Source organism: Sorangium sp. So ce117 (genome assembly GCF_051524395.1).
Classification (GTDB): Bacteria; Myxococcota_A; Polyangia; order Polyangiales; family Polyangiaceae; genus Sorangium; species Sorangium cellulosum_B.
Genome location: NZ_CP150309.1, coordinates 11167260 through 11189297, shown reverse-complemented (window position 1 = coordinate 11189297; position 22038 = coordinate 11167260). Strand labels below are relative to the sequence as shown.

General features: G+C 70.3%; 15 protein-coding genes and 1 pseudogene. 6 read left to right on the top strand and 10 right to left on the bottom strand.

The features are described 5' to 3' along the window. Nucleotides 1-360: 360 nt before the first annotated feature. From WMF46_RS41945 to WMF46_RS41930, 4 genes are all read left to right on the top strand, one after another. A complete protein-coding gene (locus tag WMF46_RS41945) occupies nt 361-1953 on the top strand; it encodes an ATP-binding protein (protein ID WP_437982363.1) in 1593 nt (530 codons plus the stop codon). Further along, nucleotides 1950-2390, top strand: a complete 441-nt coding sequence (locus tag WMF46_RS41940; protein ID WP_437982362.1) for a response regulator — start codon at nt 1950-1952, stop codon at nt 2388-2390. Before WMF46_RS41945 ends, WMF46_RS41940 begins: the two co-directional genes overlap by 4 nt. 112 nt (nt 2391-2502) lie before the next feature. Then, entirely contained in the window at nt 2503-6837 is a 4335-nt protein-coding gene (locus tag WMF46_RS41935) for a HAMP domain-containing protein (RefSeq protein WP_437982361.1), read from the top strand. Between the two features lie 16 nt (nt 6838-6853). Beyond that, nucleotides 6854-9043, top strand: coding sequence for an ATP-binding protein (locus WMF46_RS41930; protein WP_437982360.1), 2190 nt, complete (start codon nt 6854-6856; stop codon nt 9041-9043). A gap of 934 nt (nt 9044-9977) precedes the next feature. Here WMF46_RS41930 and WMF46_RS41925 read toward each other — a convergent pair. The 8 genes and pseudogenes from WMF46_RS41925 to WMF46_RS41890 all read right to left on the bottom strand — a co-directional run bounded on the left by WMF46_RS41925 (nt 9978) and on the right by WMF46_RS41890 (nt 16197). Then, nucleotides 9978-11219, bottom strand: coding sequence for a VWA domain-containing protein (locus tag WMF46_RS41925; protein WP_437904994.1), 1242 nt, complete (start codon nt 11217-11219; stop codon nt 9978-9980). A 209-nt stretch (nt 11220-11428) separates the two neighbouring features. Continuing rightward, entirely contained in the window at nt 11429-11815 is a 387-nt protein-coding gene (locus WMF46_RS41920) for an AgmX/PglI C-terminal domain-containing protein (protein WP_437982359.1), read from the bottom strand. Nucleotides 11816-11865: 50 nt separating this feature from the next. Beyond that, the gene (locus tag WMF46_RS41915; RefSeq protein WP_437982358.1) at nt 11866-12498 is read right to left on the bottom strand and encodes an OmpA family protein; all 633 of its coding nucleotides are present in this window, start codon (nt 12496-12498) and stop codon (nt 11866-11868) included. A gap of 23 nt (nt 12499-12521) precedes the next feature. Beyond that, complete coding sequence (locus WMF46_RS41910) at nt 12522-13190, bottom strand: UPF0158 family protein (RefSeq protein ID WP_437982357.1); 669 nt, start codon at nt 13188-13190, stop codon at nt 12522-12524. Nucleotides 13191-13261: 71 nt separating this feature from the next. Continuing rightward, nucleotides 13262-14317: pseudogene (locus tag WMF46_RS41905) on the bottom strand (sigma-54-dependent transcriptional regulator); the annotation flags it as partial. Then, complete coding sequence (locus tag WMF46_RS41900; RefSeq protein ID WP_437987997.1) at nt 14314-14952, bottom strand: sensor histidine kinase; 639 nt, start codon at nt 14950-14952, stop codon at nt 14314-14316. The gene WMF46_RS41900 and the pseudogene WMF46_RS41905, both read right to left, overlap by 4 nt. Nucleotides 14953-15515: 563 nt before the next feature. Then, nucleotides 15516-15815, bottom strand: a complete 300-nt coding sequence (locus tag WMF46_RS41895) for a hypothetical protein (protein WP_437982356.1) — start codon at nt 15813-15815, stop codon at nt 15516-15518. 61 nt (nt 15816-15876) lie between these two features. Continuing rightward, nucleotides 15877-16197: a putative quinol monooxygenase gene (locus WMF46_RS41890; RefSeq protein ID WP_437712298.1), complete on the bottom strand. Its 321-nt coding sequence runs from the start codon at nt 16195-16197 to the stop codon at nt 15877-15879. A 163-nt stretch (nt 16198-16360) separates the two neighbouring features. Between WMF46_RS41890 and WMF46_RS41885 the strand changes: the two genes are divergently transcribed. Then, complete coding sequence (locus tag WMF46_RS41885; RefSeq protein WP_437982355.1) at nt 16361-17290, top strand: LysR family transcriptional regulator; 930 nt, start codon at nt 16361-16363, stop codon at nt 17288-17290. 402 nt (nt 17291-17692) lie between these two features. Continuing rightward, complete coding sequence (locus WMF46_RS41880) at nt 17693-18418, top strand: hypothetical protein (RefSeq protein WP_437982354.1); 726 nt, start codon at nt 17693-17695, stop codon at nt 18416-18418. Between the two features lie 72 nt (nt 18419-18490). On the opposite strand, the gene WMF46_RS41875 is transcribed toward WMF46_RS41880, so the two are convergent. Together WMF46_RS41875 and WMF46_RS41870 are read right to left on the bottom strand one after the other, a co-directional pair. Then, nucleotides 18491-20938 carry a DUF5682 family protein gene (locus WMF46_RS41875; RefSeq protein WP_437982353.1) on the bottom strand — a complete coding sequence of 816 codons (2448 nt, stop codon included), beginning with the start codon at nt 20936-20938 and terminating at the stop codon, nt 18491-18493. Nucleotides 20939-20951: 13 nt separating this feature from the next. Then, nucleotides 20952-22037, bottom strand: a complete 1086-nt coding sequence (locus tag WMF46_RS41870) for an ATP-binding protein (RefSeq protein ID WP_437982352.1) — start codon at nt 22035-22037, stop codon at nt 20952-20954. Between the last annotated feature and the right edge of the window lies 1 nt (nt 22038).

The window sequence follows — 22038 nt, the reverse complement described above, 5'->3', positions numbered from 1 at the left end:
TGTCACGAAGGAGTCCGCCCGGTCCTGAGCAGCGCTCAGGCAATACCTGACGCCGAGCGCTCGTGTGGCGAGGTAGCGAGATCAGCGCTCGTGTCGATCGCGAGGTTGCGCTTGCCGCTCAGGTGGAATGGTGATGTAATTCGAGGGCTTCGCATCTCGGTGGCTGATAAAACGGGGTACAGATCCGTGGGATACGAGCTCAGCCGTTAGGCAGGCGAGTGAGGCGTACGAAGGTACGCGGCGCGAGCCGAACGACGCGGATGAGCTCGCCAAGTGCGCGCCAAGTAGGAAAATGCACCCGCGCTATGACGCGGGATGTTAACGCGTGGGCGTCCCCTGGGGGTCGCGGTGGATCGCCGTATGGTACTGCAGCACCAGCGCCGACCGGGGGGGATGAGGCTCGCGCACCAGTTCTGGTTGTCTCTCGTCCTCCCCATCGCGATGGCCATCCTGCTGTATGGCATCTTCGCGTCGGCGCACCGCAAGCAGGTCCTGCGGGAGGAGGCCACGGCGGAGCTCCGCAACTACGCCACCCTGCTTCAGGCGTTCGTCGAGAGCGCGCTGCAGCGCAAGGACGTCGCGCTCGTCCGGCGGAGGGCAGAGGATTTCGCGAGCGCCGAGCGCATCCTTGGCATCGCCGCGTTCACCAGGGAAGGTGAGGCGATCTTCATCACGAAGGGAGTCGAGCGCGAAGCAGCGCGCCTCGAGCAGCTCGCGCGCCGGGCGTTCCTTGAAGGCGGCGACATCGAGGAGACCGCCAGCCTGGCCGAGCAATCCGTGCTGCTCCGCACGGTCTCCATCCGGCCGAGCAGCGCCAATCAGCCCCTGGTCGCCGTCCTGGTGCGCGATCGTCACTACGTCGAGGTGCTCGAGAGGACGTTGAATCACGGCCTCGCGGTGACCGGCCTCGTGCTGCTGCTGGTCAGCGCGGTCGTCGCCGGGCTCGTCGGGCGCTTCACGGTCGCGCTCCCGGCGCGGGCCATCCTCGCCGGGGCCGAGCGCGTCGCGAGCGGCGATCTGGACGCGGCCGTGCCCGAGCGCGGCGCGGAGGAGCTCTCTCGCCTGGCGAGCACCTTCAACACGATGACCTGCTCTCTCCGCGAGGCGCGGGAGCGCGCCGTGCGGGAGGAGGCGGCGCGCGTGAACGGGGAGCGCAAGCTGCAGCAGGCGCAGGCGCTCGCCGCCGCGGGGCAGGTGGCGACCTCGCTCGGCCACGAGATCGGATCGCCGCTGAACGTGATCCATGGCCGCGCGCGCCGCGCGGCCGACCTGCCCGGCTGCCCGGAGCACCTGCGCGCCGAGCTGGAGACCATCGCGCGGCAATCCGAGCGGATCACGCGCGTCGTCTCTCGCCTCGTCTCCCTCGCTCGGCCGCCGAGACCGCAGCGGGCGGACAGCGATCTCCGGCGCGTCATCGACGATGTGGTCGCTTTCCTCGGCCCGGAGTGCAGGAGGCGCGGCATCGAGCCGAGCGTCGTGTGCGAGGGCGCCGCGAGGGCGCGCGTCGCCCTCGACTCCGATCGTCTGTTTCAGGTCGTGTTCAATCTGTGCTTGAACGCCGTCGAGGCCCAGTGCCGCGGCGGCGAGCTCGCGGTGCGCGTCCTGGCCGAATGTGAAGGTCCAGCGGGCTCTGCCATCGTGTGCTTCGAGGTCGCCGACGCGGGGCCGGGGATCCCCGCCGAGGATCTGCAGCAGATCTTCGACCCGTTCTTCACGACGAAGGCGGCCGGCGGCGGGAGCGGGCTCGGGCTCGCGATCGTCCGTGGGATCGTCGAGGAAGCCGGCGGCTCGGTGGAGGCCGCCGCTTCGTCGACAGGCGGGGCGCGCTTCCGTGTCACGCTACCCGCGATCGCGTCCGGTTCACCGGCGAGCGTGGAAGCGAGCTCAGAGGCGAGCTCGGAGTCGAGTAGAGGGGCCAGTCGAGGGGGTGGAGAGGAAGGGCAGAAAGCATGAGTCTCAGCTCACCGAGCGTGTTGGTTGTCGAGGACGACGATGATCTCGGCCGGTTCGTCGTTGACATCGCCAAGGACCACGGCTACCAGGCGACGCACGTGGCCGATGCGATGTCGGGCCTCGATCTGCTGCCGTCGGGGGACTTCGACCTGCTGATCACCGACATCCGCATGCCGGGGATGGACGGCATCGAGCTGATCGCGCGGGCCAAGGAGCAGGACCCGTCGCTGGCGATCATCGCGATCACCGCGTTCGGCTCCGTCGAGACCGGGATGCGCGCCCTCCGCGTCGGCGCCTCCGACTACCTCTCCAAACCTTTCCGCTCCGATGAGCTAAGCTCTCGCATGCGACGCGCACTCGAGCGTCGCGCTCGCGATATCGAGCATGCTCGTCTCCAGCGGCAAGTCGCAGAAGTGTTGCGCCGCGGCAAGTCGTGACGGCGGTCCTCCAGGGCCTCATGACGCCGAGCTCCCCCGGCGTCGACGAGGCCTGAACACCTGAAGCGGGAACTAGCACTCCAGGCGCGCTATCGTCGTCAGGAAGGTGGTCATGCAATCGAACAACATCGCGGCGACCTCGAAGGACAAGCACGGGAGCGGAGCGAGCAAGAAGAAGCCGCCGCCCCGCAAGCGCGGCGCCAACGGCAGCCACCTGGATGTGCGGGAGATGCAGCTCCAGGCCGTGCTGGAGGTGCTCAAGGCGGTGAAGGCCGGCAACTTCTCCGCGCGCGTCGGCATCGGCGAGGTGCCTGGGACGATCGGTCAGATCGCCGATGAGGTGAACGACGTCGTCCAGCAGCTGCAGACCGTCGGCTCCGAGATCACGCGCGTGGCGCGCGAGGTAGGCACCGAGGGCAAGCTGGGCGCGCAGGCGGAGGTGCAGGGCGTCAGCGGGACGTGGAAGGACCTCACGGACAACGTGAATGTCCTCGCGGGCAACCTGACGAACCAGGTGCGGAACATCGCGGTCGTGACGACGGCGGTGGCGAACGGCGACCTGTCGAAGCAGATCACGGTCGAGGCGAAGGGCGAGATCCTCGAGCTGAAGAACACCATCAACAAGATGGTGGAGCAGCTGCGCGCGTTCGCGTCGGAGGTGACGCGCGTCGCGCGCGAGGTAGGCACGGAGGGCAAGCTGGGCGCGCAGGCGGAGGTGCGCGGCGTCAGCGGGACGTGGAAGGACCTCACCGACAACGTGAATGTCCTCGCGGGCAACCTGACCAACCAGGTGCGGAACATCGCGGTCGTGACGACGGCGGTGGCGAACGGCGACCTGTCGAAGCAGATCACGGTCGAGGCGAAGGGGGAGATCCTCGAGCTGAAGAACACCATCAACAAGATGGTGGAGCAGCTGCGCGCGTTCGCGTCGGAGGTGACGCGCGTCGCGCGCGAGGTAGGCACGGAGGGCAAGCTGGGCGCGCAGGCGGAGGTGCGCGGCGTCAGCGGGACGTGGAAGGACCTCACGGACAACGTGAATGTCCTCGCGGGGAACCTGACCAACCAGGTGCGCAACATCGCGGTCGTGACGACGGCGGTGGCGAACGGCGACCTGTCGAAGCAGATCACGGTCGAGGCGAAGGGGGAGATCCTCGAGCTGAAGAACACCATCAACAAGATGGTGGAGCAGCTCCGGACGTTCGCCGCGGAGGTGACGCGCGTCGCGCGCGAGGTAGGCACGGACGGCAAGCTCGGCGGCCAGGCGCAGGTGCCGGGCGTCGCCGGCACGTGGAAGGACCTCACCGACAACGTGAACCAGCTCGCCGGCAACCTGACGAACCAGGTGCGCAACATCGCCCTCGTCACGACGGCCGTCGCCAAGGGCGATCTCTCTCAGAAGATCACCGCCGAGGCGAAGGGGGAGATCCTCGAGCTGAAGGACACCATCAACAAGATGGTGGAGCAGCTGCGCGCGTTCGCGTCGGAGGTGACGCGCGTCGCGCGCGAGGTAGGCACGGAGGGCAAGCTGGGCGCGCAGGCGGAGGTGCGCGGCGTCAGCGGGACGTGGAAGGACCTCACCGACAACGTGAATGTCCTCGCGGGCAACCTGACGAACCAGGTGCGCAACATCGCCCTCGTCACGAAGGCGGTCGCGAGCGGCGACCTGTCCCAGAAGATCGCGGTCGAGGCGAAGGGGGAGATCCTCGAGCTGAAGGACACCATCAACAAGATGGTCGATCAGCTGCGCGCGTTCGCCGCGGAGGTGACGCGCGTCGCGCGCGAGGTAGGCACGGACGGCAAGCTGGGCGGCCAGGCGCAGGTGCCGGGCGTCGCCGGCACGTGGAAGGACCTCACCGACAACGTGAACCAGCTCGCCGGCAACCTGACGAACCAGGTGCGCAACATCGCCCTCGTCACGAAGGCGGTCGCGAGCGGCGACCTGTCCCAGAAGATCACGGTCGAGGCGAAGGGGGAGATCCTCGAGCTGAAGGACACCATCAACAAGATGGTCGATCAGCTGCGCGCGTTCGCCGCGGAGGTGACGCGCGTCGCGCGCGAGGTAGGCACCGAGGGCAAGCTCGGCGGCCAGGCGCAGGTGCCCGGGGTCTCCGGCACATGGAAGGACCTGACGGAGAACGTCAACGTCATGGCCTCGAACCTCACCTCGCAGGTGCGCGGCATCGCCAAGGTCGTGACCGCGGTCGCGAACGGCGATCTCCGCCAGAAGCTCGCCCTGGAGGCCAAGGGCGAGATCGCGTCGCTGGCGGACACCATCAACGACATGACCTACACGCTCCGCGTGTTCGCCGAGCAGGTGACAACGGTCGCGCGCGAGGTCGGCATCGAGGGCAAGCTCGGCGGCCAGGCCAAGGTGCCCGGCGCGGCCGGCACGTGGAGGGACCTCACCGACAACGTGAACCAGCTCGCGGGCAACCTCACCACGCAGGTGCGCGCCATCGCCGAGGTCGCCACCGCCGTGACGAAGGGCGACCTCACGCGGGCCATCTCGGTCGAGGCGCAGGGCGAGGTCCTCCAGCTGAAGGACAACATCAACCAGATGATCTCGAACCTGCGGGACACGACGCGCGCCAACCAGGAGCAGGACTGGCTGAAGACGAACCTGGCGCGCTTCTCCGGGATGATGGCCGGGCAGCGGACGATCGAGGCGCTCTCTCGCCTCATCATGTCCGAGGTGACGCCGCTCGTGTCGGCGCAGCACGGCGCCTTCTATGTGCTCGAGTCCGAGGAGAAGTACCCGGCGCTCAAGCTCACGTCGAGCTACGCGTTCCAGAAGCGCAAGGGCATCTCCAACCGGTTCGCGCTGGGCGAGGGGCTCGTCGGGCAGTGCGGCCTGGAGAAGAAGAGCATCGTCGTCACGGATCTCCCGGACGACTACATCCGGGTGAGCTCGGGCCTCGGCGACGCGCCGCCGCGCAACATCTGCGTCCTTCCGGTGCTCTTCGAGGGCGGCCTCAAGGCGGTCATCGAGCTGGCGAGCTTCCAGAACTTCACGCCCATCCACCTCACGTTCCTCGAGCAGCTCACGCAGTCGATCGGCGTCGTGTTCAACATGATCGGCGCCAGCATGAGGACGGAGGAGCTGCTCCAGGAGCTCCAGAGGTCCAACACCGAGCTCGGCTCGCGCTCGCAGGAGCTGGAGGAGAAGGCGTCGGAGCTCGAGATCAAGAACCGCGAGATCGCGCGCGCCAGCGCCTCCCTGGAGGAGAAGGCGAGGGAGCTGTCGCGCACCTCGAAGTACAAGTCCGAGTTCCTCGCGAACATGTCGCACGAGCTGCGCACCCCGCTGAACAGCCTGCTCATCCTCGCCAGGATCCTCGCGGACAACGAGGAGCACACGCTCACGCCGAAGCAGGTCGAGTACGCGAAGACGATCGCCGCGGCGGGGCAGGACCTCCTGCAGCTCATCAACGAGATCCTCGACCTGTCGAAGATCGAGGCCGGCAAGATCGACGTGAAGACCCAGCGGGTGCTGCTCTCCGAGCTGGCCGAGTACGTCGAGCGGAGCTTCCGGCAGATCGCCGAGCAGAAGGAGCTCGAGTTCTGGGTGCGGGTCGCGACCGGCGTCCCCGCGGGGATCATGACGGATCTGCAGCGGCTCCAGCAGATCCTGAAGAACCTGCTGTCCAACGCGTTCAAGTTCACGTCGTCCGGGCGGATCTCGCTCGAGATCGAGGTGGCCAGCAAGGGGCTCACGTTCAAGCGGGAGACGCTCGTCAAGGCGAAGACCGTCCTGGCGTTCGCCGTCACGGACACGGGGATCGGCATCCCGGCAGAGAAGCAGACGCTCATCTTCGACGCGTTCCAGCAGGCGGACGCGTCGACCAGCCGCACCTACGGCGGCACAGGGCTCGGCCTGACGATCAGCCGGGAGCTGGCCAGCCTGCTCGGCGGGGAGATCTCGCTGAACAGCACGCCCGGGCTCGGCAGCAAGTTCACCCTGTACCTGCCGGCGGAGCGGACGGAGCCGAAGGCGACGAGGCCGGCGCGCGCCGAGCTGCCCGAGCCGGTCGCGCCGCTCCTCACGAACGGCTCCTCCTCGGTCGCGCTCGCCGGGCGCAGCGTGCTTGTCATCGACGATGACGCGCGCAACGTCTTCGCCATCACGAGCCTGCTCGAGCGGCGCGGGGCGCACGTGGTCCTGGCCGAGAACGCAAGGCACGGTATCGAGATCTTGCGCGACGCCGATTCGTCGATCGATGTTGTCCTCATGGACATCATGATGCCCGAGCTCGACGGCTACGAGGCGACGCGGGAGATCCGGAGCGATCCTCGCTTCAACGAGCTGCCGATCATCGCGGTGACGGCCAAGGCGATGCCGGAAGATCGACAGAAGTGCCTGGACGCCGGCCTGAACGATTTCGTGGCCAAGCCGGTGGACGAGGGGCGGCTGATGTCGACCATCCTGCACTGGGTGCGGCCGGATTGAGCCACGGAGCCGTACCGTGTCCACCCCGCCCGAGACGACCAGCATTCTCCTTGTCGACGATCAGCCGGAGAACCTGACGGCGCTCAGGGCGATCCTTGTCGACGAGAGCTACCGCCTCGTGACCGCGGCGAGCGGGAAGGACGCGCTCCTCAGGATCCTGTCCGAGGATTTCGCGGTCATCCTGCTCGACGTGCGGCTGCCGGACATCGACGGCTTCGAGGTCGCCTCGCTCGTGAAGCAGCGGGAGCGGTCGCGCCACACGCCGATCATCTTCCTGACGGCGGCGACGGACGATCTCGCGGCCATTTACAGGGCGTACGCCGTGGGCGGCGTCGACTACCTCCTGAAGCCGCTCGAGCCGGAGGTCGTCCAGGCGAAGGTCGCCGTGTTCGTCGAGCTCCACCGGCGCGGCGAGCAGATCAAGGAGCAGGCGGAGCTCCTGCGCCAGGCCGAGCAGCGGCGGCGCGACGCCGAGGTCGAGGACCTCCGGCGCGCCGCGCAGGCGAGGTACCAGAACCTGGCCGACGCCATCCCGCAGTGCGTCTTCACGGCGAAGCTCGACGGCGGCATCGATTACGTGAGCTCGCGCTGGCTGGAGTACACGGGGCTCGCGTTCGAGGCGCTCCGCGGCTGGGGCTGGCAGGCCGCCGTGCACCCGAACGATCTGAACCAGTTCGTCAGCAAGTGGCGGCGCTGCCTGGAGTCGGGTGAGCCTTTTCAGGGCGAGTGTCGCCTCAGGTCGATTCACGGCGCCTACCGCTGGCACCTGTGCCGGGCGGTCCCGGAGCGGGACGTCTGGAAGCGGGTGGTCGCCTGGCTCGGCAGCTTCACGGACATCGACGACAGCAAGCGCCACGAGCAGGAGCGCATGCACCTCCTGACGCGCGAGCGGGCGGCCCGCGCCGAGGCCGAGGCCGCGGTGCGCCGCTCGGAGATCCTCGCGGAGGCGTCGAGCTCGTTCTCGGCGTCGCTCGACGAGGACAGCGTCGCGGCGGCCCTCGTGCGCATCTCCGCGGAGCGCGTCTGCACCTGGTGCGTGCTCGACATGCGGGAGGAGGGCGGCGCGCGCCGGCTCGCGGCCGCGCACAGGGCCCGCGACGCGGCGCGGTTCATGGCGCGGTTCGGCCCGCGGGAGCTCTCCTTGACCGCGGACGGCGTCGGCGCGGTGCTCACGACCGGCCGCCCCGACCTGCGCGTCGAGTGCGCTCCGCGCGACGTCGCCGTGGCGCTCGACATCGACGATCCCGCCGTGATCCAGGAGATCGGCGCCAGCAGCTACCTGTGCGTGCCGCTCGTCACGCGCGGCGAGGTGCTCGGCGCGCTCAGCATGGTGTGGGTCGAGCCGGGCGAGCGCTTCGAGCCGCCCGATTTCGCGGTCGCCCTCGACGTCGCGCAGCGCGCGGCGCTCTGCCTCGAGAACGCCCGGCTGCTGCGGATGACGCGCGAAGCCGTGCAGATCCGCGAGGATTTCGTGGCGGTCGCCTCGCACGAGCTGAGGACGCCGCTCAGCGCGCTGGTGCTCCAGGTCCAGGGCCTCACCCGCGCCCTCCACCGCGCGGACGGCGGGCTGCCGGCGGAGCAGGTGCTGGCGAAGCTCTCCCAGGCCGGCGGGCAGATCGACCGGCTCACGCGGCTCATCGACACGCTGCTCGACGTGGCGCGCATCAACAGCGGCCACCTCGAGCTCAGCCTCGATGACGTGGATCTGTGCGACGTGGCGCGCGACGTGGCGGGCCGCCTCGAGGCCGAGCTGGAGCGGGCCGGCTGTACGCTCGACCTGGACATGCCGGTGACCGCGATCGGCCGGTGGGACCGCCTGCGCATCGATCAGGTCATCACCAACCTGCTCATGAACGCCATCAAATACGGGCGGGGCAAGCCGATCCAGGTGCGCATCTCGGTGGATGGGCGGTCCGCGGTGCTCCAGGTGGCAGATCAGGGCATCGGGATCGCTCAGGAGTACATTGCCCGGATCTTCGGGCGCTTCGAGCGGGCGGCGCCCACCAGCTCGTATGGCGGGCTGGGCGTCGGCCTGTACATCGTGGACCAGATCCTGAGGGCCCACGGCGGCACCATCCAGGTGGAGAGCGCCCCGGGCATGGGGGCGAGGTTTCAGGTGGCGTTGCCGCTCCCGCCCCGAGCGGCTGGTCCGTCCGGGCCCCTGGGCGAGCGCCCTGGATCGTCGTTGACCGGTCCCGCCGGCTGAGAGGCGCTCTCCTGAGCTCACCTGGCGTCTCACCTGGCGCCCGCCGGGGCAGGGATGCGGTCGCGCTGCGCCACCGTTGCAACCGGTGGTTTCAACCGTGAAAGGCGTCTCACGGTCCCCCTGGGAAAAGCGGCGATGCCGGCATCCGGCCATCGTTGGCCTGCATCGTGCAACAAGCTCGTGACAGAGCGCCCGGTGCGACACCCGGGGGCAGTCCCTCGCCGATCACCACGGAGACACGGAGGCACGGAGCAAACCCAGACCCGTGCCTTCGTGCCTCCGTGGTGCCTGCGTGCATCCGCCGTGAGAGGCGGAAGGCGAGCGGATCTCCCGGGTGGACAAGTTCACGTCCGGACGGGCGCTCAGGGCTCGTGATCTCCGCACTGCGACGCTGCGTAAAAGATCAAAACGGTTTATAGGTGATGAGCCCTCGCTGAGCGACGTGATCAGTCCACCACACATATCGGTAGTTCAAGTGAAACTTTCTATCAGCCTAGTTGGCCCCTCGATCAGCGCCATGGACAGCGCGGGTCCCCTCCTGGTCAAGACACCCTCTCTCGAAGAGGTGGTTCGGGCGGCCGGGGCCCGTCGGCGGGTCTCTGCGACCGCTGCCCGGGGCGCCACGTCCCGGAAGCGCGCCGCCGCCCGTCGGACGGACGAGCGCTCGACGAAGGTGACCCGCCGCGCGCGGTGACCGGAGCGGCAGTCACCCGCTTCGGATACGGGCCCATCTCGACGTTTTCGGTGCTCGGCGTACGTGAGTACGCCTGCGCGCCGAAAACGTCGATCTGGGCCCGTCTCCTGTGCGGGTGACCGCCGCTCTGCGGCGCGTGTACCAGAGGCGGGGGGCCACGGAGGCACAGACGACGCAGAGGAAGGAAAAGAACCTCTGTGTCCTCTGTGCCTTCGTGGTCTTTGTGCCCCCGCCGGGCGCTCAGCGCGCCTCGGCGTCGAGCAGCGGGCCGAGGTCCTGACCTCGCATGAGCCGCTCTACCACCTTGACGAGGAGCTTCGGGGTGCAGCCGAAGCACGGGGTCCCGAGGGCGGCGAGCTTCTGCGCCATGTCGTGGTCGTACGACGGTTTGCCGCTGTCGGACAGCGCGAGCAGGCAGATCGACTTCACCTTGCTGTCGGCGAGCTGGCGCATGCGGGCGAGGAGCTCCTCGGCGTTGCCGCCCTCGAACAGGTCGGTGATCAGGATGAACAGCGTCTTCTCGGGGCGCTCGATGAAGTTCGCCTGGGCGTAGGCCACGGCGCGGTTGATGTCGGTGCCGCCGCCGAGCTGCGCCGTGAACAGCACGTCGACCGGATCAACGAGCATCGGAGTCACGTCGACGACCTCGGTGTCGAAGAAGAGGAGCCGAGTGCGGAGGACGTCGAGGGACGCGAAGATCGCGGCCATGATGGAGCTGTAGACGACGCTCTCGCCCATGGAGCCCGACTGGTCGACGAGGATCGCGACGTCCCACTCGTGTCTCCGCGTCTGGTTCGCCCAGAAATAGAGCTTGTCCGGGACGAGGCGGCGCCGCTCGGCGTCCCATCCTCGGAGGTTCTTGCGGATGGTACGCTTCCAGTCGAGGTTCCTGAGGACGCGGAGCGGGCTCGTCGTGTTCCGCCGCAGGGCGCCGAGGACGGCGGTGCGGATCTCGGACTCCAGCGCGCGCCGCACCTCCTCGACGACCTCGCGCACGATCTGCCGGGCGGCCTCCCGGGCGGCGTCGGGGATGAGGCCCTTCGCGCTCATGAGGGTGGCGACGAGCTCGACGTTCTTCTCGAGGAAGGGCAGCGTCTCGGGCTCGAAGAGGAGCTGCGTCAGCCCTCGTTTCTCGATGGCGTCCTTCTGGACGAGCGCGACGATGTCGTGGCTGAAGAACTCGCGCACCGCGGAGAGCCACTCGGGGACGTACGGCCGCGAGCCGCCGAGGTTGCCGGCGCGCTCGTCGTAGATGAACGAGAGGGCCTTGTCGAGGTCGCCGAGCCGCCGCGGGTCGACGTGAAGAGCGGACGCCCCGCCGCCGAGCCCCCCGAGGGAGAGCCGAGGATCGACGCGCTCGGCCTCGGGCCCGAGCGCGAGCCGCCAGCGCAGGAGGGCGTCGCGGTCGCCGTCGGTGAGGTCGTCCGTCGCGCCGGCGGGGGAGGGGGGCGGAGGGGCTTTCTTGGGGGTGCGGGCGCTCATCGCTGTGGGGTGTCGGAGGGATCGCGAGCTCTTGAGAGAGCCTGTTTGGCGGGAGCCCGATGAGCCGCCCCGCGGCGCGCGCGGCGAGCGGCCGCAAGCGCCGTGCGCGCTGCCGCACAGCGGCAGGATAGGGGGCGTGGCCGCCTGGCACAAGGAGGACGGCGCGGCGGAGCGCGGCGGCGCTGCCGGGCTCCGCCGGCGCGGCGGAGCTACGCCTTCGGAGCCCCGACGGTGAACTCCCAGACGAACTTCCCCTTGCCTTGCTTCTCGTCCGGCGGCGTGAGGACGAGCCCGTCGATCGACTTCACGACGCAGCTCGCCACGTCGTCCGACGCGGTGGTGCCGGCGGGGTCGACGGCGACGTTCGTGATGCGGCCGCTGTCCTCGAGCACCGTGAAAGCGACGGTGACCTTGCCCTTCGCGCCGGGGTTCCGCGCGAGCTCCGCGTCATAACAAGCGCTGATCTCGTCGCGCCTCGTCTCGAGCAGCGCGGCCGTATCGTCGCGGTACATCTCGGCGTTCCGCACGGCGAAGGAGCAGCCCGCGGACGCGCTCGCCAGAACCATCATGGTGAGACCCGAAAACAATTGCTTCATGCTCGCCTCCTTGCGGGGAGCGCCGCTCACGGGCGGCTTCGGACCAGCGTTCATTTCGCGGCGTCCGCGGTCTTCTGCGCGGTGTCCTGCTCGACGATGTTGAACTCGACGCGACGGTTCTTCTCCCGCCCCTCGGGCGTGTCGTTGTCCGCGATGGGCTTCGATTTGCCGAGGCCCTTGGCGGTGAGCATACCGGCGGCGATCCCGTGGTCGACGAGGTACTTCATCACGGCTTTGGCGCGGCGGTCCGAGAGCTTCAGGTTGTGATCGGCCGACCCCTCGGCGCTCGCGTGGCCCTCGATGGCGATCTTCTTGATGTGCGTGTGCTTCTTGATCGTGCTGACGACCTCGTCCAGCAAGCTGTGGGACTCCGTCCGGATCGTCGCCTGGTCGTATTCGAACTGGATCTTCTCGTTGATGATGATCTTGTCGTCCGTCACGACCACGCGCTCCGGCGGGGGCGGCGGAGGCGGCGGGGGCGGCGCGGGCGGCTGGCCCACGACGGCGAGCGCCTTCCCTCCTTCGAACGTGGTGACGCCGCCGCAGGCGATCGAGCCCAGGGCCATCGCCGTGAGCACGGCGCCGGCGACCCAGGGCCCGAGGCCCGTGGCTCGCCGCGCGACGAGCCAGCGGCGGGGGCTCGGGCGGCTCGTCACATCTCGTTTATCGTCGATATCGTTCATGATCGCGTCTCCATGGCCCGCTGTCACGGGCCCAGGCCACCGGGGCGCTCTGCGTCGCCCCTCGATGAAACCGCGGGAATCGGCAGGCCGGAGCGCGTCGCGCGCAGGAACTCTGCGAGCGACGTGAGCGCGTGGAGATCGCCGGGCGCGAGGGCGCTCGCCGTCGCGTGGAGCCGCTGGCGAGCCGGGTCGGCGGCGTGAGATCTCCTCGGCTCAGCGCTTTCGCTGGGCCACGCATGCTCGAACGAAGCCGGTATCAGACCGCGGGTGTGAAACCACGCGAGGATGGTGGCACGGATCTGCGCGAGCCGGAAGACGCGCCAGCGTCGGAGCTGCTCCGGCCTGCCAGAGAGCACGGCCTTGAACCGCCGAAACGATCCCCGCCCCTGGAGGCACTGCAGGAGCAGCAGCTGGAGCTCGAGGTCGTCGACCGTCGGGATGAACGCCTGCAGCCACCGGTACTGCTCCGGCGCGCCGATGGCATCGACGCGCACGCAGCCGGGATCCTCCTCGATGCGCGCGCGCGTGTCCCGGTCGGCGAGCCCGTCGACAAGCCGGATCACCGCGCCTGTCTCGAGGTGAAGGAAATAGCGGATGTGCTGAGTGTTGTTGTCGAAGGCGTTCGCGAGGGCGTTCCAGTCGACAGGGATGCTCCGGTTCGCAGCGGCGGACTCCGGCGTGGTGGTGCTCATCTGCGCGACCGGCCCGCAGGCAGCTCGCATGCCAGTCACGCAGGAGGCGCGCGGCCGCGCGGCGCGCCTGGGAGCGTGTTTTCCGCCGCGGGCGCCGAGAGGCCCTGGATGGGCCTCGCCTTGACGGTCGCGAAGTGCTCGAGGAAATGCTGCGCGAGCAGCAGCACGTCGGCGCCGCGGGAGCGGAGCGGCGGCAGGTCGACGTGAACCACGTTGATCCGGTAGTAGAGATCCTCGCGGAAACGGCGCTCTTCGATCGCTGTCTCGAGGTCGCGGTTCGTCGCGGCGATGAGCCGGACGTCCACCGGGAGCTCCTCGTCGGCGCCGACGGGCCGGACGACGCGCTCCTGGAGGGCGCGCAGGAGCTTCGGCTGGAGCCCGATCGGCAGCTCGCCGATCTCGTCGAGGAACAGGGTTCCGCCGTGGGCCCGCGCGAACAGGCCGCTCCTGGCCCCTTTGGCGTCGGTGAACGCGCCCCGCGCGTGGCCGAAGAGCTCGCTCTCGAGGAGGGCGTCCGGGACCGCGGCGCAATTGACCGCCACGAACGCGCCCTCGCTCCGCCGGCTGCGCTGGTGCACGGCGCGGGCGACGAGCTCCTTGCCGGTCCCGCTCTCGCCCGTGATGAGGATCGACGTGTCCGAGTCGGCGACGCGATCGAGCAGGTCGAACACGCTCCTCATCACCGGGCTGCCGCTGAGGATCTGCTCGTAGCCGTGGGCGTCGGCCACGGCGCGCCGCAGGCGGCGCACCTCCTCGCGGAGGGCGCGGTGGCGCAGGGCGCGCTCCACGGTGAGCCGGAGCGCGTCGAGCTCGAACGGCTTGGTCACGAAGTCGTACGCGCCGGCGCGGATGGCGGACGTGGCGGTGTCGAGGCTCCCGAACGCGGTGATGACGATGACCGGGAGATCGGGCCTGTTCTGGACGATCCGCTCGCAGAGATCGAGGCCGCTCATGCCGCGCATGGTCATGTCGGTGACCACGACGTCGAAATCCTCCACGCCGAGGAGCTCGAACGCCTCGGCGGCCGATGTCCGCCACGCCGTCCGGAACCCGCGCTTCCTGAGCCCGGCGTCGAGGAGCTCGCAGACGCCGCGCTCGTCATCGACGATCAGGACGCGCCCTGTCATGAGTTCCCCCGCGGCAGCATCATCGTGAAGCGACTCCCGGAGCCCGCCCGGCTGTCGACGTGGATCCAGCCGCCGTGCTCCTTGATGATGCCGTAGGCGACCGACAGGCCGAGCCCGGTCCCTTCGCCCACGGGCTTGGTCGTGAAGAACGGCTCGAAGATGTGCTCCAGCACGTCGGCCGGTATGCCTTGCCCCTCGTCACGAACGGACAGCGCGACATACTCCCCCTCGGCCCCTCCCTGATCGGCCGGGGGACTGGCGCGCTCTGCCCGGAGGCCGACGGTCAGCGTGCCGCCGGACGGCATGGCCTGGATCGCGTTGACCACCACGTTGGTGAGCGCCTGCTGGAGCTGGTCGGCGTCGGCGTGGACGACAAGCTCCGGCGTGTCTCCTTCTTCCTGGACCATCGTGACGCCCTGCTTCTCGGCCAGCGGCCTCAGCATGACGAACGTGCTGTGAATGACGCTCCTCAGCGGGGTCTCCTGCTTCTCTGCGCTACGGCGCCGGGCGAAATCGAGCAGCTGGCGGATGATCTGCGTCATCCGCTGCGACTGCTCGAGGATGATCTGCCCGTTGGCCGGCACCTCATCTCCCGTGACGTCTCCGTCGACAAGCATGCGCGCGCGCCCCGCGATGACCTGGAGGGGCGCTCCCAGCTCGTGTGCGATCCCGGACGCGAGCTTTCCGACCGTGGCGAGCCGCTCGGCGTGGCGGAGCTGCTGGAGCGCGGCGACCCGCGCGGTCGCCTCGGACTCGAGCTTCCGGTTCGCCGCGGCGAGGCCACCGGAGGTCCACCTGTCTCTCGCGCTCGTTGGCGTCCTCGACGAGGCGCAGCGCCCGCGCGGGCCCTTCCGTGCGCCACACCCCCGTGATGGCGGCGGCCAGCGCGCGGCCCATCGCGTGATGGTCCCGCTGGACGTCGTTCTCGAAGGTCTTGGACTCTCTGCGGATCTGCACGTAGGCGCTCAGCGCGAGCACAAGGAAGACCCCGAACACCAGGGCGAGCGTCAGCTTGCGCGCCAGCTTCATGCCCGACGTCGTAGCGCAGGTGGCGCGCGGCGAGCCAACGCCGCTCGACGCCGCCGCAAAGTACGACATGCCGCATTTTGCGGCACCGGCGATGGCCCGCGCGCGGGCCGCGCGGGCCGTCGGAGCGCGCTGCCCTGCGGAGCCTGGTTGGCCGCTCCGGTAGGACCCGTTACCGCGGCTCGGCGGGCGCCTTCTCCGGGCAGCAGAACAGGTGATCTGGCACCAGCATGGCGCAGCCGTCTTTCCAGGGGTCGTCAGGCGCGTAGTCCGTCCGGTTCTCCGCTGGATAGAAGTACGCTTTGGGCTTCGCGGGATCCGCGCAGGCGCTGTCGCGCTCCGGCGCTGCCTCGCGGCCCTTCGGCGCGCCGGTGACCCTGGAACAGGCCGCGAGCGCGGCGCCCGCCACGAGGAGCATGAGGAGCGCCGAGACGGGCCCGCGCGCCCGGATCAATGCGATTTTTCGCGTCACCGAGCGAGCATCGCACGATGGCTTGCGCGAAACCAGGAGAGCCCCCGTCGTTCGCGATCGTTCAGCCGCCAGGGTGGCTCCCCGCGCCGGCGACGTCGGTCAAGGCATAGTGCCTCATCTCCTGGATGCACCCGTAGAAGGGCTTCACCTTGGCGAAGAATGACGGGAACGACGCCTCCTTGCGAAACCCCTGGAGGTGGCCTTCCAGCGAGTCCCAGCGGATGCGGACGACGAAGCTCGCCGGCTCCTCGGTGCATCGGGAGATCTCGTAGTCGAGGCAATGCACGGAGCCGCGCAGCTCCGTGGCCGCAGCGCGATAAGCGGACAGGAACGCCTGCTCTTGCTCTGCGGGGATCGTGTAGCGAATGTACTCGATGATCATGGCAGCTTCCTGGGTTGGGGGGCACCCTGGGGACTCCGGCGCTGTGCGGCGGTACGGGCCACCCGGAGACCAGAGATACGCGCCGGCGGAGCGATCGTCGAATCGATAGCCGGCGCGCCAACACATAGGTGATGTCTATGGGTCGGCGTGGTATCCATCGACCATGCGTCTGCAGTCGGTGGACACCCACCTTGTCGTGGCCTTGCACGCTCTGCTCCAGGAGAGGAGCGTCACGCGCGCTGCGCGTCGGGTGGGCGTGACGCAGCCCTCGATGAGCCACGCGCTTTCTCGGCTGCGCGCCCATTTCGGGGATCCGTTGCTCGTGCAGGTGGGCCGGCAGATGACGTTGAGCGAGCGCGCGCGGGACCTCTTGCCGAGAACAGCCGAGGCCGTCGAGCGGCTCGAGCAGGTCTTCGGTCAGGCCGAGCGGTTCGACCCGAGGCGCTCGACCCGCACGTTCCGGCTCGTCGCGACCGACAACCTGGAGCTGCTCGTGCTCCCGCCGTTGACCAGGATCCTCGCCGCCGAGGCGCCGCACATGAACCTGCGGTGCCGCAACATCCCGCCGGATTTCGCCGAGCTCCTGCGCCGCGGCGAGCTCGACGCCAAGCTCGGGCGCGGCGGGCCGGTGCCCGACGGATGCCGGTCCACGCAGCTCGCGGCCGAGCAGCTCGTCTGCCTGATGCGGCGGGGCCACCCGGCCTCCCGGAAGGCGCTCACGGCGGCGCGCTACGCTGCCTGCGAGCACCTGATGATCTCGCCGCACGGAGAGGACCACAACGTCATCGATCAGGAGCTGGCGGCGCGGGGGCTGCGCCGTCGGGTGACCCTGACCGTGTCGCATTTCCTCGTCGCTCCGTTCATCCTCTCGGGCTCTGACCTGCTGCTCACCGTGTCCGCGCGGGTCGCCGTGGCGCTGGCCCGGAAGCTCGATCTCGTGGTGCGGCCGTGTCCGCTCGAGGCGAGGGGCTACACGTTGACGCTCGTCTGGCCGGAACGCTGCGAGGGCGACGAGGGCCACAGCTGGCTTCGCGCCGCCATCGAGCGCGCCGTCGCGTGCGAGCCGGTCGCGGGGCTGGGCGAAGGCGGCTGAGGATCAGCTCCTGACGCGGAGCGGGAGCTCCTCCGCGAGGCGCAGGTCGAGGCCGGATCGCGATGGGGCTGGCCTGCCACGCGGCGTGGGTCCGCGGCGACACCGGTCCTCGGCGCGGTGTGGGTTTTCCGGGGGGCGCTTCGCGGCATGTGCCGTGCTCTTCCGGCCGGCATGCCGCGCCCCCGACTCGCCACGTCGATCGCTTTGCTTGCGCTGATCTCCGGCTGCGCCGCCCGCCCGCAGTCGGCTCTTCCCGTTGCCCTCGACGTCCCGCACCCGCCTGCCCCGCGTTCGTCCGAGTCCAAGGGCGCTGAGGGCGCCGCGCTCGGTGGGGAGCTCCTCGTCTGGGGCCGCACGGGCGATGGGCCGCCTCGGACATGGCACCTCACCGAGGAAGGCGCGGTGATCCGCGAGGAACCGGGGATCGTCGTGGCGACCGGTCGAGGGGAGTGGCGCTGGGAGGTGCGCGAGGTGAAGGTGGAGACCTCGGCCTGCGACTTCGGGCCCGACGAGACGCGCGAGCCGGGCGAGGGCACCGCGAGCCGCGCGGAGCTCGTGCTGCGCGGGACGGGCGCGCGCCAGCAGGTGATCGCGCCGCCGGACGCGGATGGGAGCAACGTGATCCAGCACGAGGCGGAGGCGATCGGGAGCGTCGGGCCGTACCTGTTCATCGAGGAGCGGACGTACACCTACGCGTGCGGCGCACACGGCTTCGTGGGCGTGGGGTTCACGGTGTGGGACGCCGACAAGGGGGCGATCGCCAACCTGCTCGCCGAGGTGTCCGGCGTGCCGGCGCTGCAGGGCGAGGCCGAGGCGCTCCTCGACGAGGACGAGGACGACCCAGAGGCCGCCCGGCAAGAGCGGGATGCGCCGGAGCTCGTGCAGATCGCGCCGGCCTACGACGCGCGGGGGGCGCTCCGGGTGACCGCGAAGCTCGCGCGCGCTGCGTGTTATGCCTGCGGCGACGGCGCGTGGAGCTCCTACTCGCGCTCGGCGGTGGTGCCCGCCAGGAAGGCGCCGGAGCGCCTCGCAGCGTGGGCGTCCCCGCCGCCCGGCTTGCAGAGCTTCCTGGCGGAGCACCCGGACCTCAACGTCGGCGGCTGGTCGCGGGCCGGCCGGGCGGAGTGAAGCGAGCGAGCCCCGCTGGCCCCGCCGGCCGCGTGGGGGCGGCGCGCGGGGCGCCGCGGTCCCGGCCCGGCGTCAGAGCAGGTCGTCGAGGTCGTCCATCGCCTGCGACAGGTCCTCGCTCATCTCCTTCAGCTTCTCGCGGTCCTTCTCCAGGAGCACCGCCTGCGCCGCGCGGGCCTTGTCCCCGAGCTTCCGCGCGGCGAGCACGTTCTCGAGCAGGTACCGCCGCTCGGTCGCGCCGAGCGCCCCGAACGCGCGCCGCAGGACCGGGAGCGTGTCCTTGAAGCGCTCGGGAAGGATACTCCCGAGGAACGCGTCGAGCGCCTCGACCACCGGGCGGCTCTTCACGAGCACGAGCGCGTTCACCTCGAGGAAGCCGGCCAGGAACGACGCCGCCGCCTCGGGCGGGGCCGCGCTCCCGAGCCGCAGGCCGACGATCCGCGCCACCTCGGCGTCATCGATCCCCTGCGCCAGGTAGAGCAGCCCGCACGCGAGGCCCGACGCCGTGGGGTTCACCGCGTCGCTGTCCACGAGCGCCCGCGCCGCCTCGAACCACGCGGCGCGGTCGACGATCGGCTGCGACAGGGCCACGTCGTGCAGCGTGCGCAGCGCCTCCTTGGCCGGGGCGACCGCCTCGTCGCTGCCCGTGCAGCCGCCGTGGACGCGCAGGACCGCGCGCGCGAACGTCTTCTCCAGCATCGTCGCGATCACCCCGTCGCCGAGCGACGACAGCGAGCGCGACGACCCGAACGACGCGAGCCCCGCGAAGGCGCGGCACGCCCGGGCGAGCGACGGCAGATCGCTGTCGCCCGCGGCGAACCGGTCGCACGCGTCGAGCGCCGAGGCCGCCGCGCGGGCGCTCGACGCGAGCACGGCGTTCAGCAGCACGTCGGCGGCCTCGCCGGTCGTGTGGCACGCCGCGAGGTCCTCCTCGAGCAGCCGCGTCGCCACCTGCTCGAGCGTGTCGCCGAGGACGATCTTCTCGACCAGCGCCACGTCGGTCGCCGGTGTCCACTGCGCCTCCCACGTCTCGCTCAGCTGCCGGAGCAGCTCGTCCGGCGGCACCTCGCTCGCCGCCTGCCCGCGCCGCTGCCCGCGAGCGCCCGCGCCGCCCCGCCCGGCCGCCCGGGTGCCGGCGTACGCCGCGTAGGGGATCTTCGCGATGCGGAGCCGGTGCAGGAGCACGCTCGTCCCGACCTCGACCTCGTTCGTGAGCGACAGCCGGAACGACTCGGGCGCGTCGGTGGCGGGGAGCCTGCGCTCGCGCACCTCGCGCCAGAACTCCTCCTGGAGCGAGTTCTTCCCGATGCTGCCCCCGACGCGGCCCACGTTGCGCCCGATGACGGCCGGCCAGAGGAAGCCGTCGACGTGCGTGGCGTCGCCGCGGCACATCGTGGCGATCGTCGCCTCGCGCACCTCGTCGAGGCCGGGCTCCGCCTTGCCGCGGAGCTCGGCGAGCGAGACCGCGAGGCGGAAGGCCTCGATGGTGTCGGCGAGCGAGGCCATGAAGCCGCGGAGGCGGAGGTGCTCGGTGAAGTCGATAAGCACCTCGAGGGTGGCGCGCCGGAAGTCGCCGCCCGCGTCGTGCGCGCGCTGGTAGTACTGCGGCGCCCGGTTGCCCGCGCCGTAGCCGAGCTGCTCGGAGAGCCGCGGAAAGCTGAACGGGATGAGCGTCACGGCGCACGGGATCGGCGCCGGTAGCCGCGCCTCCAGCGCTGGATCGACGTCGCGCGCCGCGAACGCTGCCGCGTGCGCCGCGCCGAGCACGGCCGCGACCTCGTTCGGGGCGAGGTCCGGCCCCATGCGCTCGAGGATGCTCCGCGCCATGTACGCGTCGCGCGCCCGGTGGATCAGCCGGTCCCCGTCGCTGCGCACGAGGTCCGCGTACGCGAGCAGGGCCTCGCGGAACGGCCCGGGATCGTAGCGGGGCGCCTCGAACGAGGCCTCCCAGAACTCCTCGAACGAGCGGAAGCCCCGGGCGCGCGCGCACGCCGCATAGATGCTCTCCTGCTCCCCCTCCGCGCTGGCCGGCCCGCCGTCCCCTGCGCCGCCGTCGTCCGCGTGCTCGCCGGGCTCGCCGTGTCCGCCGTGTTCCCCTTGTTGCTCGCCGCGGTCCTCGTCGATCTCGCGCTCGTGGCCGCCCGGATCGTCGGCGTCGGCGTGGCCGACCAGGGCGCCGTCGAAGGGCGCGAGCGTCGTGCCGACGGGGATGTCGATGAGCTCGACGCGCACGCCGTGCTCGAAGGCCCATTTCACCGCGACGTACTCGGGCGAGTAGGCGGCGAACGGCCACAGGGACGACGCGGGCTCCCCGTCGGTGCGGTAGCCGAGGATCGCCACGGGCGGGACGGTCTTCGGGTCGACGAGCGCCTCGAGGAGCGAGGTGGCGTCGCTCGGGCCCTCGACGAAGATCGCCTTCGGGCGCACCTCGTCGAGGTAGGCGCGCAGCGTCGCGCTGGAGCGCGGCGAGTGGTGGCGCACCGGGAAGAGGTGGACGGCGGCGAGCCGGTCGAGGTCCATCGGGTCCCTTCCGTCAGATCGCGAGGCGCTTCTTGGCGGAGGCGTAGAACTCCTTCCAGAGCCCTGCGCGGCCCTTGGCCACGGTCTCGCAGTACTCGCGGACGGCCTTGAGGTCGTCGCCGCCCTCCTTGCTCACGGCGCCGAGCAGCGAGCGGGAGAGGTCGTCGGCGGTCACCTTCCCGGTGCCGAAGTGCTGCGCGAGGATGCCGCTGTTGAAGAGCACGCTGATGGCCTCCGCTGTCGACAGGACGGAGCCCGGGGTCTTCACCTTGGTCTTGCCGTCCTTGGTGACGCCGGCGCGGAGCTCCTGGAAGAGCGTGACGAGCAGCTTTGCGAGCTCGGCGGGCGGCTCGACGCCGACCTGGTAGTCGCCGCGGAGCTCGGCCTCGCGCTTCTGCACGATGCTGATCTCCTGCTCGAGGTCGTCGACGACGGGGACGGTGATGAAGTTGAAGCGGCGCTTGAGCGCGGCGCTCATCTCGTTGACGCCGCGGTCGCGGGTGTTGGCGGTGGCGATGAGGTTGAAGCCGCGCTGCGCGGGGACGACCTGGTCGAGCTCGGGGACGGCGATCTGCTTCTCGGACAGGATGGAGATGAGCGCGTCCTGGATCTCCGACGAGGTGCGGGTGATCTCCTCGAAGCGCGCGAAGCGCCCGTCGCGCATGGCGCGGAGGATGGGCGAGGGCACGAGCGCCTTCTGCGAGGGCCCTTCGGCGAGGAGCAGGGCGTAGTTCCAGCCGTATTTGACGTGCTCCTCGCTGGTGCCCGCGGTGCCCTGGACGACGAGGGCGCTCGTGCCGCTGATGGCGGCGGAGAGGTGCTCGGAGAGCCAGCTCTTGGCGGTGCCCGGCTCGCCGACGAGCATGAGGGCGCGGTCGGACGCGAGGGTCGCGAGGGCGACCTGCACGAGGGCGCGATCGCCGATGTACTTGGGGGTGATCGCGACGCCGCCGACGGGCTTGTCGCTGCCGAGGATGTAGGTCTCGACGGCCTTCGGCGAGAGGCGCCACCCGGGCGGCCTCGGCGCCGTATCGTTGGCGGCGAGGGCCGCGAGCTCGTGTTCGTACTTGGTCTCGGCGGGCTGGCGGAGGTCGCTCATG